An 18,001-nucleotide genomic window follows, 5' to 3' on the forward strand; every position below is an offset into this window, starting at 1 on the left:
CGCCACATCAACAGCGGCAACGCTGAAGATTATGCCCAGATGGTGAAATTGGTAGACACGCCAGCTTCAGGTGCTGGTGACCGCAAGGTCGTGGAAGTTCGAGTCTTCTTCTGGGCACCAATTCAAATTTCAGAGCCGATCTGAAATTTCACAAAAACCCGCGAAAGCGGGTTTTTGCGTTTCCGGGGTTTGTGTACCAACCCCTCACTCGCTGCAAGGCGCACTTGAGAAACAATATCGCTTATCATTGTTTCAAGTTTTTGCAATGCGACAGTGAGGAACCTTGCGAATGATGTTTCGAAATACCCTGCGCCGCGGCCTGACCATAACCCTGCTCGGCCTGGCACTCGCCACTCCCCTCACCCAAGCCGACGAACCGGTTTCCCTGACACTCTATAACGGTCAACACAAGGAAGTCGGCGACGCTATCGCCAAAGCCTTCGAAGCCAAGACCGGGATTCACGTCAATGTGCGCAAAGGCAGCAGCAACCAGCTCGCCAGCCAGGTCGTCGAAGAGGGTGATCGCTCCCCTGCCGACGTGATCTACACCGAAGAATCGCCACCACTGAACAAACTCGGTGAACAAGGCCTGCTGGCACAGACCGATGTCGCCACCCTCGCCGTTCTGCCGAAAGACTACGTGGCCGGCAACGGCACCTGGATCGGTGTCACCGCCCGGGTCCGCGTGGTCGCCTTCAACCCGAAACTGATCGATGAAAAAGACCTGCCCAAGTCGGTCATGGAGTTCTCCGATCCGAAATGGCAAGGCAAGGTCGGCTTCGTGCCCACCAGCGGCGCCTTCCAGGAGCAGGCCGTGGCAATCATCAAAGTGCACGGCATGGACGCGGCCGAAGAATGGCTGACCGGCTTGCGTGCTTTCGGCAAGACCTACAGCAACAACATGGTTGCACTGAAGGCGGTGGAAAACGGCGAAGTCGCTACCGTGCTGGTGAACAACTATTACTGGTTCGCCTTGCAGCGTGAAAAAGGTCAGCTCGATTCGAAACTGTATTACTTCACCGGCGGCGACGTCGGCGGACTGATCACCGTATCCAGTGCGGCCGTGCTGAAATCCAGCAAGCATCCAAAAGAAGCCCAGCAGTTTCTCGCCTACATGGCCAGCGAAGAAGGTCAGCGCGTGATCACCCAGACCACCGCCGAATACCCGCTGCACAAAGGCATGGAATCGGATCGTGGGCTCAAGCCGTTCAGCGAACTTGAGGCACCGAAAGTCACGCCAGCCGACTTGGGCAATGCCGAAGAAGCCCTGGACCTGGAACGTGACGTTGGCTTGAACTGATGAGCGCATCGTTATCCGCCCCCGTCGCGCGCGGGGGTTATGTGCCACGGCGCAAGCGGCCATCGATCTGGCTGTTGCTACCGGTTTTGCTGCTGGTGGTACTCAGCCTGTTACCGCTGGCGTATGTAGGGCTCAAAACCTGGCAGGCCGGCTGGGCTGAGGCGCTGCATTTGTTGTGGCGACCTTATGTGTTTGGCCTGCTGCGCAACACCCTGGCGCTGATGGTCGGTGTGACGCTCGCCTGTGGCGTGATTGGCCTGTCGCTGGCTTGGCTGCTTGAGCGCAGCAACTTGCCGGGACGGCGCTTGTGGGGCGTGATTCTGTGCCTGCCGTTCGCGGTACCGGCATTTGTCAGCAGCTTTACCTGGGTATCGCTGAGCGCTCATTTCGAAGGCTTGGGCGGGGCAATCCTGGTGATGACCCTGTCCAAGTACCCGCTGATCTTTCTGCCGGTCGCGGCGACCCTGCGCAATCTCGATCCCTCCCTCGAAGAATCCGCCCGCACACTGGGACAGAATCGCTGGGGTGTGTTTTTCAGAATTACCCTGCCGCTGCTCTGGCCATCACTGCTCGCCGGCTCACTGCTGATCGCGCTGCACATGCTGGTGGAATTCGGTGCGTTGTCGATCATCGGACTGCAAACCTTTACCACCGCGATCTATCAACAGTTCGAACTGGAATTCAGTAACGCAAATGCTGCGATGCTTTCCGCCGTGTTGCTAGCACTGTGTCTGATGCTGCTTTGGTTGGAACTGCGCGTACGAGGCAAGGGCCGACACGTGCGTACCGGTCAGGGCGCGGCCCGGCATGCGGAACAGGTTCGGCTGGGGCCGTGGGCTGCTGCCGGACAACTTTATTGCCTGGCGCTGGCGATCATCGGCAGCGGTATTCCGCTCGGAATGCTGGCGTACTGGCTGGCAGTGGGTTCGTCGGCTGCGTTCCCGGTAGCTGCGATCAGCGAGGCGCTGCTCTCCTCCCTGGCGTTGTCGCTAGGTGGCGCCGCGCTGTGCCTGGTGCTGGCCGTGCCGGTGGGATTGCTGGTGGTGCGCTACAAAGGCCAATTGGCGATTTGGGCCGAACGCTTGCCGTATCTGCTGCATGCGCTGCCAGGACTGGTGATCGCGCTGACGCTGGTGTATTTCGCCCTGCACTATGTGCCGGCGCTGTACCAGACTTCGGCATTGCTGCTGATCGCTTATGCGTTGCTGTTTTTGCCGCTGGCTCAGGCGCCGATTCGCACGGCGCTGAACAAGGCTGCGCCGCAGCTGGAAGAGGCTGCACGCACGCTGGGAGCGTCGTCCTTCAGTGCGTTTTGCCGGGTGACGTTGCCGATCATCTTCCCCGCACTCGGCGCGGCGTTTGCGCTGGTGTTTCTGGATGCGATGAAGGAGCTGACGGCGACGTTGCTGTTAAGTCCGACCGGACTCAATACGCTGGCGACGGAAGTCTGGGCGCATACCGCGAATGTGGAGTTTGCGGCGGCGGCGCCTTATGCGGCCTTGTTGATATTGGTGTCGGGGTTGCCGGTTTATCTGCTAACTACCCGGATGTATTTGAGCCGTTAAGACCGCTTTCGCGAGCAAGCCCGCTCCCACAGGGGAATGCATTCCAATGTGGGAGCGGGCTTGCTCGCGAAGAGGCCAGTCCAAACAAAGAACATCCTAAGCCCGGAACTGCCCCAGGCTCGCCTTCAACTGCGCCGCCAAGCCATCCAGCACCTTGCCACTGGCCGTGGTTTCCACTACCGCTTGAGCCGCTTTCTCAGCCTGCGCATGAATGGTTTCAACCCGACCACGCACCGCTTGCGCGCCTTGTGCCTGATGGGCAGCCGCCTGGGTTGCCAGACCTATCGCCGCATGCACTTGCTCGACCGACGCCTGCACCGATTGCTGCAACCGCGCACTGTCACGCAACACCAGCAAACCTTCACTGGCCTGTCGCCCGGCCTGACCGATCGCGGCCACCGCCTCACGCGCACCTTGCTGCAACGCAACGATGTGCGCCTGAATGTCGCCGGTAGAGCTTTGCGTCTTGCTCGCCAGCGCCCGCACTTCATCGGCCACCACGGCAAACCCGCGACCAGTCTCGCCCGCACGCGCTGCCTCAATGGCCGCGTTCAGCGCCAGCAGGTTGGTTTGCTCGGCGATCCCGTGAATCACCGTCAACACCACTTCAATCTGCTCACTCTGCTGCGCCAGCCGCTCAATGACTTTCGCCCCGGTGTCGACCTGCCCGGCCAACGCCTCGATCAGGCTACCGACTTTCGCCGACGTCCGCGTGTTTTCATCCGTGGCCGAACGAATATCCACCACTTGCTGCAAGGCTGCCTGCATGGCATGACTTTCAGACTGGGCTTCGTCAGCCATTTGCGACAACGCCCGAAGGCTCTCGGCCACTTCATCGCGCTGCATGCCCGCCGCTTTATCGGCCCCGGCATTGCGCAAGGTCATCGCGCCGATTTCCACACCGGTACGCTGAGCCACATCGCCCGCTTCGCGCACGATCGGCTGCAACTTATCCACAAAGCGATTGACCGCCGAGGCCATGTCGCCGATTTCGTCTTTGCTGTTGATCTGCACACGCTTGGTCAGGTCGCCCTCGCCCGCCGCCAAATCATCCATGGCGCTGATCAGCATCTTCAAGCGGTTGACCACTCGACGACCCAGCACCACCGCGAGCAACAGCAGCACACCACAACCGACCAGCGCCAGGCCCATGCCGATGCGCCAGCGTAAGGTCGCCGCAGCCTCCTGCACAGTGCTGGTGGTATTGGCTTTCATCTCAGATGCCGTGGACTGAGCGGACGTCAGACGCGCACGCATCGCCGTGGCGCTGTCAGCCGCCGCGCCCTTGAGGCTGTCGCCCACCAATTGATCGCTGCTGGCGATCAGCGCCGAGAAGCGTTTGTCCAGGGCCGCCAGATCGGTTTCCACCGAGGCGGTCGAGACGCCCATCAAGACCTTGCCGATTTCCACGCCGTTAGGATTGATCGAGGCTTCGAGGTAATAGACCGACGGATCGTTCTTCGCCGCATCCAGCAACTTGTCCAGGGCACGCTCGCCCTGCCCCTTCTCGAGCAGCGCTTTGTTGATCGGGTTTTCGCGGTTGAGGTAGCGCGTCAGATGCTGTCCCGTCGCGTCGTCGTAGACCACGAACAACACGTTGGGATTGCGCTGAGCCCGGCGGGCGAACTCGGACAGGGTTGGAACGTCGCTGTCCCACATGGCGCGGGGTGCGACCGAAGCCAGAAGCTGCGCCATATCATTGGCGGAGTCCTTCAGATCCTTTTCCAGCGTCGCACGCAGTTGCGCCTGCTCGTCCTTCAATCGCGAGGACAAGCCCGCCGTAAGGCGCTGACGCGTGCTAGTGGAGAGGCTGTCGAGGCTCGACGTGACTTCACGCCCCGCTTGCTCCAACTCACCAGATAGTTTTTGACTGTCAGCGCCCAGGCGCACACCCAGATCGGCTTCCAGTGCGGTCACTGTGCTCCGAGTCAGGGCGACAGCCACCAGCACCTGCACCAACAGTGCGATACCAAGGGTAACGAACACAGGCCGTAATAGACGGCTTTGTAACAGTGAGAGAACGGCCGACACTTAGAATCCCTCTGCTTTAACGCCATTAAATTGATGGCACGCTAGAAGCGATGCGCTTAATGAAGTTCACAGCAAGGGTCGTGCCGTCCGACAGACAGAAACGACAAAGGCCCCAATCAAGGGGCCTTTGTGTTTTACATCAACGACTTATTAAGCGAACGGGTGACGCAGAACGATGGTTTCGTTGCGGTCCGGGCCCGTCGAAATAATGTCGATCGGCGCACCGACCAACTCTTCAACGCGTTTGATGTAGTTGCGTGCAGCCTGTGGCAGCTCTTCCAGGGTCTTGGCACCGACGGTGGATTCGGTCCAGCCTGGCATCTCTTCGTACACCGGCTCCAGGCCGATGTAGCTGTCGGCGTCAGTCGGTGCGTCAATCACTGCACCATCCTGGTTCTTGTAGCCAACGCAGATGTTGATGGTTTCCAGACCGTCCAGCACGTCCAGCTTGGTCAGGCACAGGCCCGAGATGCTGTTGACGTCGATAGCGCGACGCAGGATGACGGCATCGAACCAGCCGCAACGACGGGCACGGCCAGTGGTAGCGCCGAACTCGTGGCCACGCTTGGCCAGGAAAGCACCCACATCATCAAACAGCTCAGTCGGGAACGGACCCGAACCGACGCGAGTGGTGTAGGCCTTGGTGATGCCGAGGATGTAATCCAGGTACATCGGACCAAAACCCGAACCGGTAGCGATGCCGCCCGCAGTGGTGTTGGAGCTGGTGACGTACGGGTAGGTGCCGTGGTCGATGTCCAGCAGGGAGCCTTGGGCGCCTTCGAACATGATGTCTTTGCCAGCGCGACGCAGTTCGTGCAGCTCAGCGGTGACGTCGAGCATCATCGGCTTCAGCAGCTCGGCGTATTCCATGCACTCGTCGAGTGTTTTCTGGAAGTCGATCGCCGGCTCTTTGTAGTAATTGACCAGAACGAAGTTGTGGTAATCCAGCAACTCGCCCAGCTTGGCGGCGAAACGCTCACGGTGGAACAGGTCACCGATGCGCAGGCCACGACGTGCAACCTTGTCTTCGTACGCCGGGCCGATGCCGCGACCGGTAGTACCGATCTTCAGCTCGCCACGGGCCTTTTCACGCGCCTGGTCCAGCGCTACGTGATAGGACAGGATCAGCGGGCAGGACGGGCTGATACGCAGGCGCTCGCGCACCGGTACGCCTTTCTCTTCCAGCTTGATGATTTCCCGCAGCAGAGCGTCGGGTGCAACCACCACACCGTTGCCGATCAGGCACTGCACGCCTTCGCGCAGCACGCCCGACGGGATCAGGTGCAAGACGGTTTTTTCGCCATCGATCACCAGGGTGTGACCAGCGTTGTGGCCACCCTGGTAGCGCACTACGGCGGCAGCATGTTCGGTCAGCAGATCAACGATCTTGCCTTTGCCCTCATCACCCCATTGGGTGCCCAGGACTACGACATTCTTACCCATAACACTTGTCCTCATTCGCGCAAACTTGGTGCCGGCCGCGGCCGACAGGAAAACTCAAGAAGCCAGTGGCGATACTTGCCAAAGCCCGTTCTGCTGAATCAATTGCCGGTCGCAGTCCGCTTCACGGGCGGCGGCCAATGGTTGCCCAGGCAACGCCTGAACGACACGCTGACCCTCACTGCGCAACTGGCAAACCTGCTGCCAGAGTGCCGCATCCGTACTGTCAGGCATCCAGATACCGCCAGACGGTAACTCGATCTCAGCACGCCCCAGGGTCACCAGGGTTTTCAAATCGGTAGAGAAGCCGGTTGCCGGACGAGCCCGACCGAAGTCGGCACCGATGTCGTCGTAACGACCGCCCTGAGCAATGGACTGGCCAACACCCGGCACGAACACCGCGAACACCACACCGGTGTGGTAGTGGTAGCCGCGCAACTCGCCCAGGTCGAAATACAACGGCAACTCAGGGAAACGCGTGGACAGACGCTCGGCAATCGCCAGCAAGTCGTCCAGAGCTGCCAGAACCGGCGCCGGCGCATTCGCCAGACGCTCGCGGGCAGCGCTCAATACTTCACGGCCGCCACACAGGTCGACCAGCGCCCGCAACATGCCCGACAGATCGGCAGGCAAGCCTTCGGTCAAGGTAATGACCTCGTCGATGGCTTTACGTTGCAATGCATCGAACAGCTGTTGCTCGACTTCACCGGACAAACCGGCGGCGCGAGCGAGGCCACGGTAGATACCCACATGACCGAGGTCCATGTGCACGTCCGGCACATCGGCCAGTTGCAGCATAGCCAACATCAGGCTGATGACTTCCACGTCGCTGCTCGGGCTGGCATCGCCGTACAACTCGGCACCCAGCTGGATCGGGCTGCGCGAGGACGACAAGGCGCGCGGCTGAGCGTGCAGCACGCTACCGGCATAGCACAGACGACTCGGGCCTTCGCGACGCAAGGTGTGCGCATCGATGCGCGCCACTTGCGGCGTGATGTCGGCACGAAAACCCATCTGCCGGCCCGATTGCGGGTCGATGACCTTGAAGGTACGCAGATCGAGGTCCTGGCCCGCGCCGGTCAGCAGGGATTCCAGGTACTCGATATGGGGAGTCACGACAAACTCGTAACCCCAGCTCTGGAACAGATCCAACACCTGACGACGCGCGACTTCAATGCGCGCCGCTTCTGGTGGCAGTACTTCTTCGATGCCATCTGGCAGCAGCCAGCGGTCTACCGTTGCCATTACGCCATTCCCCTATGATCCGGGCGACAAGCCTTTGGGCGAGCCTTGAGTGAAGCAGAAAATGATCGGTTCATGCGCACAAACCACGCGCATGAACAACGGGGCGAAAAGCCTGAAATCGGCTTCGCCAACCACTTTCCTCGAAAAACCTGTCGAGTCATTCAACTCGGACGCCTGCATAAAAAACAGCAATCAAACGTGCAGACGCAAAAAAGCCGGGAATTTCCCGGCTGCCGCATCATACACACGTTTTCCCAAAGGATCACCCCGCCCGAGGTGTTAGCCGTCAGGCGGGGGATGATTCAGGTCAACGTCGTATCAAGGCTTGGCTTTTTCCAGGTAACGGAAGAAGTCGCTGCTTGGGTCCAGGACCATGACGTCGGATTTGTTCGCGAAGCTTTCACGGTAGGCACGCAGGCTACGGTAGAAACCGTAGAACTCCTGATCCTGGCCGTAGGCCTTGGAGTAGATCGCAGCAGCCTGGGCATCACCATCACCACGAACCTCTTCAGATTCGCGATAGGCTTCAGCCAGCAACACGCGGCGTTGACGATCAGCGTCGGCACGAATGCCTTCCGACAGTTCGTTACCCTTGGCGCGGTGCTCGCGAGCTTCACGCTCACGCTCGGAACTCATGCGCTCGAACACGCTGCGGTTCACTTCTTTCGGCAGATCGATGGCCTTGACCCGAACATCGACAACTTCGATGCCCAGCTCTTTTTCCGCCATCTTGTTCAACGAAGCCGTGATATCGGTCATCAGCGCATCGCGCTCACCGGAAACCACTTCGTGCAGCGTGCGCTTACCGAACTGGTCACGCAGGCCCGATTCCAGACGACGGGAAAGACGTTCGTCAGCGATCTGCTTGAGGCCGGAAGTCGCGGTGTAGAAGCGCTCGGCATCTTTCACGCGCCACTTGGCGTAGGCATCAACCATGACGGCTTTCTTTTCCAGCGTCAGGAAGCGTTGTGTCGGTGCATCCAGCGTCATCAGGCGTGCGTCGAATTTGCGCACCTGGTTAACGTAAGGCACTTTCACATGCAGGCCCGGCTGAACATCAGTCTGGACCACACGACCGAACTGCAGCAGCACCGCACGCTCGGTCTGAGCCACGATGTAGAAACAGTTCCAGGCAGCGATCGCCACGACGACGCCGACAATAAGGGCGATCAGCGATTTATTGCTCATCAGCGACTCTCCCTGGTACGTGCTTGCTGTTGCTGCAGATCGGCTGCACGCACATTCGCTTCATTGCTGGTGGCTGCCGCGCCGGTCACCGGAGTGCTGGTGCTGCGACCACTTTCGACCATCTTGTCCAGCGGCAAGTACAGCAGATTGCTCTGGCCATTCTTGTTGCCGGTCACGAGAACCTTGCTGGTATTGCTGAAGACTTCCTGCATGGTGTCCAGGTACAGACGCTGACGGGTCACTTCAGGTGCCTTGCGATACTCGCTCACCAGCTTGGTGAAGCGATCAGCCTCACCCTTGGCGCGCGAGACGGTTTCGTCACGGTAACCATTGGCATCTTCGATGATGCGCTGGGCCTGACCACGGGCTTCCGGCACGACGCCGTTGGCGTAGGTTTCAGCCTGGTTACGCGAACGCTGCTCGTCTTCACGGGCACGGATCACGTCATCGAAGGCTTCCTGCACTTCACGCGGTGCGGCTGCGCTCTGTACGTTGACCTGAGTGACGGTGATGCCGGTGCGATAGGTATCCATGAAGCGTTGCAGACGCTCCTTGATTTCGCTGGCCATCAATTCACGACCTTCGGTCAGCACCTGGTCCATAGCGGTGGAACCCACCACGTGGCGCAAGGCACTTTCGGTCGCGTGCTGCAGGCTGATTTCCGGCTGATCAACGCTCAGCACGAAGTCCTGCAGATTGCTGATCTTGTACTGCACGGTCAGCGGCACTTCGACGATGTTCTCGTCTTCAGTCAGCATTTGACCTTGCTTGGTATAGGCACGCTCACGCGTGACGTTTTCCAGGTACTTGCGATCGATCGGCGGGAAATAGATGTTCAGGCCCGGGCCAACGGTTTCGTAGTACTTGCCGAAGCGCAGCACCACGGCTTGCTCCTGCTCGTCGACTACATAGACCGCGCTGTACAGCCATACGGCCGCCAACACGACCAGGCCGATGCCGAGCAGACCGCCGAAGCCGCTACTCCTGCCCGAACCGCCACCGTCATCACCGCGTTTCTTACCACCACCGAACAACCCGTTCAGGCTTTCCTGCAGCTTTCGGAAGGCCTCGTCGAGATCCGGTGGTCCCTTGCGGTCGCCGTTATTGCGGCGTTTGCCACCCCAAGGATCCTGATTATTCGAGTTGCCACCCGGCTCATTCCAAGCCATAGCGCTCTCCATCTGATAAAGCAAAGACGCACCCACGGCGCGCCGACCAATGCTACAGAATGCCTGTCACCGCGGCACAACCGCTTTCTCAGGCTTTTATTGCAAAGTGTGTTGCTCGATGAATTCCATCGGTTGCAGTCCTTCGCGGCTCACCAGTCGATTCAACTCGACCCGAGGCAAGCGAACGGCCAGCAGGCTGATGCCTTCTTCGTCGTGTTCTTCTTTCTGCACCGCACCGAGCTCGAAAAACTGCGCACGCAGTCGAGCAAAACGTTGCGGTAAGCGCAAGGTGCCAACAAACAAATCACCGCCCAGCAACTCGGCAATGGCTTGCTCAAGCAATTCCAGACCACTGCCATCACGCGCCGACAGCCAGACCCGTTGGGGCTTGCCGTTTTCGTCGCGCTGGATTTGTGGCTCAACGCCTTCAAGCAAATCGAGTTTGTTATAGACCTCGAGGATCGGCAAGTCCTGGGCACCGATCTCGCCCAGCACCACCATCACCTGCTCGATCTGCAACATGCGATCCGGTTCGGCCGCATCGATCACGTGCAACAGCAGGTCCGAGTTGCTCGACTCTTCGAGCGTAGACCGAAACGCCTCGACCAGTTTGTGGGGCAAGTGGCGTATGAAACCCACCGTGTCGGCCAGGACAATCGGCCCCAGATCGTCGAGTTCCAGACGGCGCAAAGTCGGGTCCAGCGTGGCAAACAACTGGTCAGCCGCGTACACGTCGGATTTCGTCACGTTATTGAAGAGCGTGGATTTGCCGGCGTTGGTATACCCCACCAGGGACACGGTAGGAATATCCGCACGCGAACGACCGCGTCGCGACTGTTCGCGCTGACTGCGCACTTTTTCCAGTCGGCCCTTGATCTGTCGCAGGCGAACCCGCAGCAAACGGCGGTCGGTTTCCAGCTGGGTTTCACCCGGGCCACGCATACCGATACCGCCACCCTGACGCTCAAGGTGAGTCCAGCCACGAACCAGCCGGGTGCTCATGTGGTCAAGCTGGGCCAGTTCTACCTGGAGCTTGCCTTCATGGGTACGGGCGCGTTGGGCGAAAATATCGAGAATCAGACCGGTACGGTCGATCACGCGACACTCGAAAACACGTTCGAGGTTACGCTCCTGACTGGGCGTGAGGATGTGATTGAAAATCACCAGATCGGCCTCTTCGGCCTTGACCAGGTCGCGTAGTTCCTCGACCTTGCCGCTGCCAATCAGGAATTTGGCGGTTGGCCGATGACGCGGTACGTTAAAAAACGCAACGGTCTCGGCGCCCGCCGAATTAGCCAGTTCCTGAAACTCCTGCGGATCTTCGCGCGCCTCAGGGTCCTGTCCATCCAAGTGAACGAGGATTACTCGCTCACCACCACCGTGGCGCTCAAAGAACAAAGGAGACTCCTATCAGGCGTTACCTGGCTCAGCGTCACCTGCTTCGGATTCGGTTGCGCTAGGCAGACGAATTGGACGAACCGGCACCACTGTAGAGATAGCGTGTTTGTAAACCATTTGGCTAACGGTGTTTTTCAGCAGGATAACGAACTGGTCGAAAGACTCGATCGTGCCTTGCAGTTTGATCCCGTTGACCAGATAGATGGAAACCCCCACTTTCTCTTTACGTAAAGTATTCAAGTAAGGGTCTTGTAGCGAATGCCCTTTTGACATGTGCCGCACTCCTTTAAGGATTCAATATAAAAAATAGGTAAACAGATGGCTTGGGGCCGTCACACCCCCAAGGATAGACGGCAATTGCAAGGACTCAGCTCAATATGGAGATGGTCCCGAGGTATTTCAAGGCGCGCGGCAGATTGTCGCAATCGAGGCTGTCCAGCCAGTGTAAATCAGCCCAACTGCGCAGCCAGGTGAACTGGCGCTTTGCCAATTGGCGCGTGGCAATGATTCCACGCTCCTGCATCTCGGCTTGCGTCAGCTTGCCATCCAGGTAGTCCCAGACTTGTCGATAGCCTACAGCACGTATAGACGGCATCCCCGAATGCAGGTCACCTCTATCTCGCAGGGCTACGACCTCGTCGATGAATCCCTGTTCCAACATATTTGTGAATCTTTGTTTAATGCGCTCGTGCAATACCTGGCGATTTGCCGGAGCAATGGCCAAGTTCGCGACAGTATAGGGCAATTGTTGCAGTCCCGAGGCGGCTGCTTCAGTACTTTGCGCAGATTGTCGCAACCTTAGTGCAGTCATGCTCTGACCACTGACGCGATAAACTTCCAGCGCTCGACTGAGTCGCTGCGGATCGTTCGGATGAATACGCGCCGCAGATTCCGGATCAATGACTGCCAATTGTTCGTGCAAGGCTTGCCAACCAAGGCGTGCAGCTTCCTCTTCGATCTGTGCGCGGACGTCCGGATCGGCCGCTGGCATGTCTGCCAGACCTTCAACCAAAGCCTTGTAGTAGAGCATTGTGCCGCCCACCAGCAGCGGAATTTTGCCCCGCGCGGTGATCTCGGCCATGGCTTCGAGGGCATCACGACGGAAATCGGCGGCCGAATAGCTCTCTGCCGGGTCGAGAATATCGATCAACCGGTGTGGAAATTCAGCCAGCAGCTCTTTTGAAGGCTTGGCGGTGCCGATGTCCATGCCACGGTAGACCAGCGCCGAATCGACGCTGATCAACTCGCAAGGCAGGACTTTGGTGAGTTCGATGGCCAGGTCGGTCTTGCCGGCGGCGGTCGGCCCCATCAGAAAAATAGCGGGAGGGAGCTGGTTCATCAACGACCGCGCAAGAACAGTTTGTCCAGATCGTCCAGGCCCAGTTGGGTCCAGGTCGGTCGGCCATGGTTGCATTGACCGCTGCGCTCGGTGTTTTCCATGTCGCGCAGCAGACCGTTCATTTCCGGCAGGGCCAGACGCCGATTCGCACGAATCGCGCCATGGCAGGCCATGGTGCCGAGCAATTCGTTCAGATGCGCCTGAATCCGGTCGCTGGTGCCGTATTCCATCAGATCCGCCAGTACATCACTGACCAATCGATTGGCTTCAGCTTGCTTGAGCAAGGCCGGAATCTGCCGAATGGCCAGGGATTCAGGGCCCAGACGCTGCAATTCAAAGCCCAGGCGCTGGAACCACGCGACGTGTTCTTCGGCGCAATCGGCTTCACGCTGACTGACCGCCAGGGACTCCGGCACCAGCAACGGCTGACCGCTCAGGCCTTCGCTGGCCATGGCGATTTTCAGGCGTTCGTACATGATCCGCTCATGGGCCGCGTGCATGTCCACCAGCACCAGCCCTTGGGCGTTTTCCGAAAGAATGTAAATGCCTTTGAGCTGCGCCAGTGCATAACCCAGCGGCGGAATATCGTCCTGTCCGGCCGGCAGCGCGACCGCGTTCGCTTCTGGCAACGGCGCAAAAAACTCGCGATAAGCTGCCTGGGCCTCAGCAACCGGCACGCCGGACTGAGGCCGCGGCGAGTACTGATATTGATAACCGGCACCAGCGCCCGAGCCGGCCGGCGTATTGAACGACGGCTGAGCCTGAGGCTGTTCCAGCAAGGCATTGGCCGCCAGACGCATTTCGCCCTGTGGACCGAACTCGCCAGCATCAATGCCGGTCGGTCGAACGATGGCCGTCGCGACAGGCGCGGCCAGATGGTCTTCCGGCCGCACATCGCCCAAGGCGCGGTGCAGGGTGCCATAGAGGAAATCATGAACCATACGCCCGTCACGGAAGCGCACTTCGTGCTTGGTCGGGTGCACGTTGACGTCCACGCCTGCCGGATCGACTTCGAAAAACAGCACGAATGTCGGGTGCCGACCGTTGAACAGCACGTCGCGATAGGCCTGGCGCACCGCGTGGGCCACCAGTTTGTCGCGTACAGCACGGCCGTTCACAAAGAAGTACTGCAAGTCTGCCTGGCTACGGTTGAACGTCGGCAAGCCGACCCAGCCCCACAAATGCAGGCCATTGCGCTCGATCTCGATCGGTAGCGCCTGCTCGAGGAAACCCGAACCGCAAATCGCCGCCACACGCCGGGCACGAGCCGCGTCGTCATGGGCTTCGTGCAGGCTGAGGATGGTCTTGCCGTTGTGGCGCAGATGGAACGCCACGTCGAAGCGCGCCAACGCCAGACGCTTGATCACTTCTTGCAGGTGATCGAATTCGGTTTTTTCGGTTTTGAGAAACTTGCGTCGCGCCGGGGTGTTGAAGAACAGGTCGCGCACTTCCACCGATGTGCCCACCGGATGGGCCGCGGGCTGCACGCGAGGCGCCATGTCCCGGCCTTCGGTCTCGACCTGCCAGGCCTGATCGGCATCTTTAGTGCGAGAGGTTAGGGTCAGACGCGCCACGGAGCTGATCGACGCAAGGGCTTCACCACGAAAGCCCAGGCTCATGACCTGTTCAAGGTCTTCCAGATTACGGATCTTGCTGGTGGCGTGACGCGCCAGAGCCAGCGGCAGGTCATCGGCAGAAATGCCGCTGCCATCGTCGCGCACCCGCAGCAGCTTGACGCCGCCCTGTTCCACGTCGACATCGATACGCCTGGCGCCGGAGTCGAGGCTGTTTTCCAGCAGCTCCTTGATCACCGAGGCCGGGCGCTCAACCACCTCACCGGCGGCAATCTGGTTCGCCAGTCGCGGGCTGAGCAGCTCGATGCGAGCCGTATTGGTCAGCACCTGGTTCATTCTTTGGCCGCCAGTTCAGTGCCGGGGATGGTCAAGTGCTGACCGATCTTGAGCTCATCACTCGACAGGTTGTTGGCGCTGCGCAGCGTGGCCGGAGACACCTGATATCGCACGGCAATCATAGCCAGCGTCTCGCCGGGGCTCACCCGATGGTCACGAGGACCTTGTGCGATCCCGCCGGAATCACGCAGCCAGGCAATGTAGGTGCCCGGCGGCGGATTCTGCTGGAAGAACTGACGCACGCCGCTGCTGATCGAGCGCGCCAGCGCCTGCTGGTGATTCGCTGCGGCAAGCTTGGAAGCTTCGTTGGCGTTGGAGATAAACCCGGTTTCCACCAGGATCGATGGAATATCCGGCGACTTCAGTACCATGAACCCGGCCTGTTCCACACGTTGCTTGTGCAGCGGCGTGACGCGGCCGATGTTGCTCAGGACCTTCTGGCCGACGTTCAGGCTGGAGGTCAGCGACGCGGTCATCGACAGGTCGAGCAGCACGCCCGCCAGCATGCGGTCCTTGTCGTCGAGGCTGACGTTGCCGGCACCGCCGATCAAGTCGGAACGGTTTTCGCTGTCGGCCAGCCAACGGGCCGTTTCCGAGGTAGCACCGCGATCAGACAGGGCAAACACAGAGGCACCGAAGGCTGCGGCCGAAGGCGCGGCGTCGGCGTGAATCGAAACGAACAGGTCGGCGCCCTTCTTGCGGGCGATTTCGGTACGGCCGCGCAATGGAATGAAGTAGTCGCCGGTGCGGGTCAGTTCGGCACGGAAGCCTTTCATGCCGTTGACCTGACGCTGCAGTTCGCGGGCGATGGCCAGTACCACGTCTTTTTCACGCTGACCGCGAGAGCCCGAGGCACCCGGGTCTTCGCCGCCGTGACCGGCATCAATGACCACAATGATGTCGCGCTTGCCGGCCGGGGCTGGCGGCAGCTTCACTGCAGGCTCCACCGGAGTGACCGGCACCGGAGCGACCGTCGCGACGTTGGTCGGCGCAGGAATTGGCGCGGCGTCGGCCGCGTTATCGAACAAGTCGACCACCAGGCGATTGCCGTACTGGGCGTTTGGCGCCAAGGTAAAACTTTTCGGCGTCACGGCTTTTTTCAGGTCGATGACCACTCGCAGGTCGGTCGGCGTACGTTGAGCCGAGCGCATGGCGGTGATCGGCGTGTTCGAGGTGTTGACGTTCAGCGGCGCACCAAGGGTCGCGCCATTGATGTCGATGACCAGCCGATCCGGGGCGGACAGGGTAAAGACGCTGTGCTGGACAGGACCGGTCAGGTCGAACACCAGTCGTGTGTTGTCCGGAGCCCGCCACAGGCGAACGCTATTGACCTTCGTCTCGGCCACAGCGTCGACGGTCACCGCCAAAAACAACAATCCTACGGCAGCTACCATCGCGCGAAAGCGCATACCTGACCCCATCATTTAATTGGTTTCCAATGCCAAAGCGGCACACCACGACTCGCCACGCGAGCCCTGGGACAAAATTTTCAGCGAACGCCCGCCATCTTGCGGGCTAATGGTAATGGTCAGGTCGGGCTTTGGCAAAAAGCCTGCACCCTTTTCGGGCCACTCGATCAGGCACAACGCGTCGTCTTCGAAGTAGTCGCGGATGCCGAGGTACTCCAGCTCTTCAGGATCGACCAGGCGATAGAGGTCGAAATGGAAGGTCCGGATGTCGCCAATCTCGTAGGGTTCGACCAGGGTGAAGGTCGGACTTTTTACCGCGCCCACATGCCCCAAGCCACGGATGATGCCCCGGGACAGCGTGGTTTTCCCCGCGCCCAGATCCCCCTCGAGAAAAATCAGACCGTGCCCCTCAGTGGTTTGTGCGATGCGTGCGCCAAATGCGGTCATCGCCTCTTCATCAGCCAGGTACAGGGTTACTTCAGACACGGTGCTTGCTCCTCCAACAACTGACGAATGGCTGGAATCAGATCACTGGCCGCCAGCCCACGGCCCGATTTACCTTCTTGCGCGCCAGCATTGGCATGCAGCCAAACGGCCAGGCAGGCGGCGTCGAACGCCCCCATGCCTTGAGCCAGCAACGCGCCGATCAGACCGGCCAGCACATCACCCAAACCGGCGGTGGCCATGGCCGGATGCCCCTGATGACACAACGCCAGGCGCCCATCGGGGCTGGCGATCAGGCTGCCGGCGCCTTTCAGCACCACGACAGCTGTATATTTTTTACTCAGTGCGTGAGCCGCCGCAGGACGATCAGCCTGCACTTCGGCAGTGCTCATCCCCAACAAGCGCGCCGCTTCGCCCGGATGCGGAGTGATCACACAATCCTTGGGCAAGCTCACGTGCTCTGTGGCCAGCAGATTCAATGCGTCGGCGTCCCAGACTTGCGGCAGCGGCGCGTTGGCAGCCGCCGACAAAAGGCTGCGCCCCCAGGAAGCCTGACCCAAGCCTGGGCCAACAACCAGCACGGAAACCTTTTGCAGCAGTTCCATCAGTTGATTGGCCGACGAAGTGCCCAGCACCATGGCTTCGGGAATTCTCGCCAGCGCGGCCGGAACATGCTCACTGCGCGTCGCCACGGACACCATGCCCGCACCGCTACGCAGCGCACTTTGCGCGCTTAGCAGGATGGCTCCGCCAAAGCCGCGATCACCGCCGATCAGCAGGACGTGGCCAAATTTGCCTTTATGGGAGGTTGGAGCCCGGCCCGCCAGACGCGGCAAGTAACTGGCCGTCAGGCGACGTGCACTGATGGCAACTCCATTAAACGACTCGGGGGAGGCTTGCAGATCGTTGAACACCAACTCGCCGACCCTGTCTGCAGCATCGCCGGTGAACAGACCCAGTTTCAGGCCGATGAACGTCACCGTCAGGTCAGCCCGCACCGCAGCACCGAGTATTCGGCCGGTATCAGCGCACAACCCGGAAGGGATATCCACTGCCGCAACCGGCAGCCCGCAGCCATTGATCGCCGCAATGACGCCCGCGTAGGGTTCTCGCACCTCTCCCGTCAGACCGGTGCCAAGCAAGGCATCCAGCACAATACCGCGCAACTCGGACTGTGCGCTCCAGGCTTGAACCGCGACACCTTCGGACACGGCCTCGGCATGGGCCAATGCCGCGTCACCCTGTAAACGCTTGGGATCACCGGCCGCCAGCACCCGCACATGCCAGCCGGCACGTCTGGCCAGCACGGCCACCAGATAACCGTCACCGGCGTTATTGCCGTGGCCGGCCACAACACTCAATTCGTTCGCCGTCGGCCAATGACGGACCAGCGCACGCCAGGTCGCCCGCGCCGCGCGCTGCATCAATTCGAAGCCCGGTGTGCCGGCCGCGATCAGGCTCGCATCGAGTGCTCGCACTTGCGCGGCGCTATACAGCACGTCGGGTAAATCATCTTTAGTGTGCAGCATGCGTCTTCGGGCTCCGATGTCTGGCAGAATTATA

14 protein-coding genes and 1 tRNA gene are annotated in these 18,001 nt (G+C 60.1%); 3 read left to right on the forward strand and 12 right to left on the reverse strand.

What is annotated here, in order from left to right:
• The first annotated feature begins 33 nt into the window (after positions 1 to 33).
• The 3 genes from KGB23_RS16020 (at position 34) to KGB23_RS16030 (ending at position 2,865) form a co-directional block, all read left to right on the forward strand.
• Positions 34 to 120 (forward strand) — tRNA-Leu (locus KGB23_RS16020).
• A 169-nt stretch (positions 121 to 289) separates the two neighbouring features.
• Positions 290 to 1,300 (forward strand): extracellular solute-binding protein, encoded by a 1,011-nt coding sequence (locus KGB23_RS16025; protein WP_223431777.1) that lies wholly within the window; start codon positions 290 to 292, stop codon positions 1,298 to 1,300.
• Positions 1,300 to 2,865, forward strand: coding sequence for an ABC transporter permease (locus tag KGB23_RS16030; protein WP_223431778.1), 1,566 nt, complete (start codon positions 1,300 to 1,302; stop codon positions 2,863 to 2,865). The genes KGB23_RS16025 and KGB23_RS16030 overlap by 1 nt, the downstream gene beginning before the upstream one ends.
• A gap of 96 nt (positions 2,866 to 2,961) precedes the next feature.
• Here KGB23_RS16030 and KGB23_RS16035 read toward each other — a convergent pair whose 3' ends face one another.
• The 12 genes from KGB23_RS16035 to KGB23_RS16090 all read right to left on the reverse strand — a co-directional run bounded on the left by KGB23_RS16035 (position 2,962) and on the right by KGB23_RS16090 (position 17,967).
• Positions 2,962 to 4,896: a methyl-accepting chemotaxis protein gene (locus tag KGB23_RS16035; RefSeq protein ID WP_223431779.1), complete on the reverse strand. Its 1,935-nt coding sequence runs from the start codon at positions 4,894 to 4,896 to the stop codon at positions 2,962 to 2,964.
• Between the two features lie 150 nt (positions 4,897 to 5,046).
• The gene (locus KGB23_RS16040) at positions 5,047 to 6,339 is read right to left on the reverse strand and encodes an adenylosuccinate synthase (RefSeq protein WP_010464193.1); all 1,293 of its coding nucleotides are present in this window, start codon (positions 6,337 to 6,339) and stop codon (positions 5,047 to 5,049) included.
• Positions 6,340 to 6,393: 54 nt separating this feature from the next.
• Positions 6,394 to 7,581 carry an ATP phosphoribosyltransferase regulatory subunit gene (locus tag KGB23_RS16045; protein WP_007939588.1) on the reverse strand — a complete coding sequence of 396 codons (1,188 nt, stop codon included), beginning with the start codon at positions 7,579 to 7,581 and terminating at the stop codon, positions 6,394 to 6,396.
• Positions 7,582 to 7,899: 318 nt separating this feature from the next.
• Positions 7,900 to 8,769 carry a protease modulator HflC gene (hflC, locus tag KGB23_RS16050; protein ID WP_008156983.1) on the reverse strand — a complete coding sequence of 290 codons (870 nt, stop codon included), beginning with the start codon at positions 8,767 to 8,769 and terminating at the stop codon, positions 7,900 to 7,902.
• Positions 8,769 to 9,938, reverse strand: a complete 1,170-nt coding sequence (hflK, locus tag KGB23_RS16055; RefSeq protein ID WP_223431780.1) for an FtsH protease activity modulator HflK — start codon at positions 9,936 to 9,938, stop codon at positions 8,769 to 8,771. Before hflK ends, hflC begins: the two co-directional genes overlap by 1 nt.
• Before the next feature lie 96 nt (positions 9,939 to 10,034).
• Positions 10,035 to 11,336: a ribosome rescue GTPase HflX gene (hflX, locus tag KGB23_RS16060; protein WP_046045721.1), complete on the reverse strand. Its 1,302-nt coding sequence runs from the start codon at positions 11,334 to 11,336 to the stop codon at positions 10,035 to 10,037.
• Positions 11,337 to 11,348: 12 nt separating this feature from the next.
• Positions 11,349 to 11,609 (reverse strand): RNA chaperone Hfq, encoded by a 261-nt coding sequence (hfq, locus tag KGB23_RS16065; RefSeq protein WP_007902656.1) that lies wholly within the window; start codon positions 11,607 to 11,609, stop codon positions 11,349 to 11,351.
• A gap of 94 nt (positions 11,610 to 11,703) precedes the next feature.
• A complete protein-coding gene (gene miaA, locus KGB23_RS16070; protein WP_150656631.1) occupies positions 11,704 to 12,675 on the reverse strand; it encodes a tRNA (adenosine(37)-N6)-dimethylallyltransferase MiaA in 972 nt (323 codons plus the stop codon).
• On the reverse strand, positions 12,675 to 14,585 hold the full coding sequence (mutL, locus tag KGB23_RS16075; protein WP_056746359.1) for a DNA mismatch repair endonuclease MutL: 1,911 nt from the start codon (positions 14,583 to 14,585) through the stop codon (positions 12,675 to 12,677). The genes miaA and mutL overlap by 1 nt, the downstream gene beginning before the upstream one ends.
• Positions 14,582 to 16,009 (reverse strand): N-acetylmuramoyl-L-alanine amidase, encoded by a 1,428-nt coding sequence (locus KGB23_RS16080; protein WP_317851620.1) that lies wholly within the window; start codon positions 16,007 to 16,009, stop codon positions 14,582 to 14,584. The genes mutL and KGB23_RS16080 overlap by 4 nt, the downstream gene beginning before the upstream one ends.
• Positions 16,010 to 16,480 carry a tRNA (adenosine(37)-N6)-threonylcarbamoyltransferase complex ATPase subunit type 1 TsaE gene (tsaE, locus tag KGB23_RS16085; RefSeq protein WP_223431781.1) on the reverse strand — a complete coding sequence of 157 codons (471 nt, stop codon included), beginning with the start codon at positions 16,478 to 16,480 and terminating at the stop codon, positions 16,010 to 16,012. It abuts the gene before it with no gap.
• On the reverse strand, positions 16,468 to 17,967 hold the full coding sequence (locus tag KGB23_RS16090; protein WP_223431782.1) for an NAD(P)H-hydrate dehydratase: 1,500 nt from the start codon (positions 17,965 to 17,967) through the stop codon (positions 16,468 to 16,470). Before KGB23_RS16090 ends, tsaE begins: the two co-directional genes overlap by 13 nt.
• Positions 17,968 to 18,001: the final 34 nt, after the last annotated feature.

This window comes from Pseudomonas sp. GL-B-26, from assembly GCF_019947405.1.
Lineage (GTDB): Bacteria > Pseudomonadota > Gammaproteobacteria > Pseudomonadales > Pseudomonadaceae > Aquipseudomonas.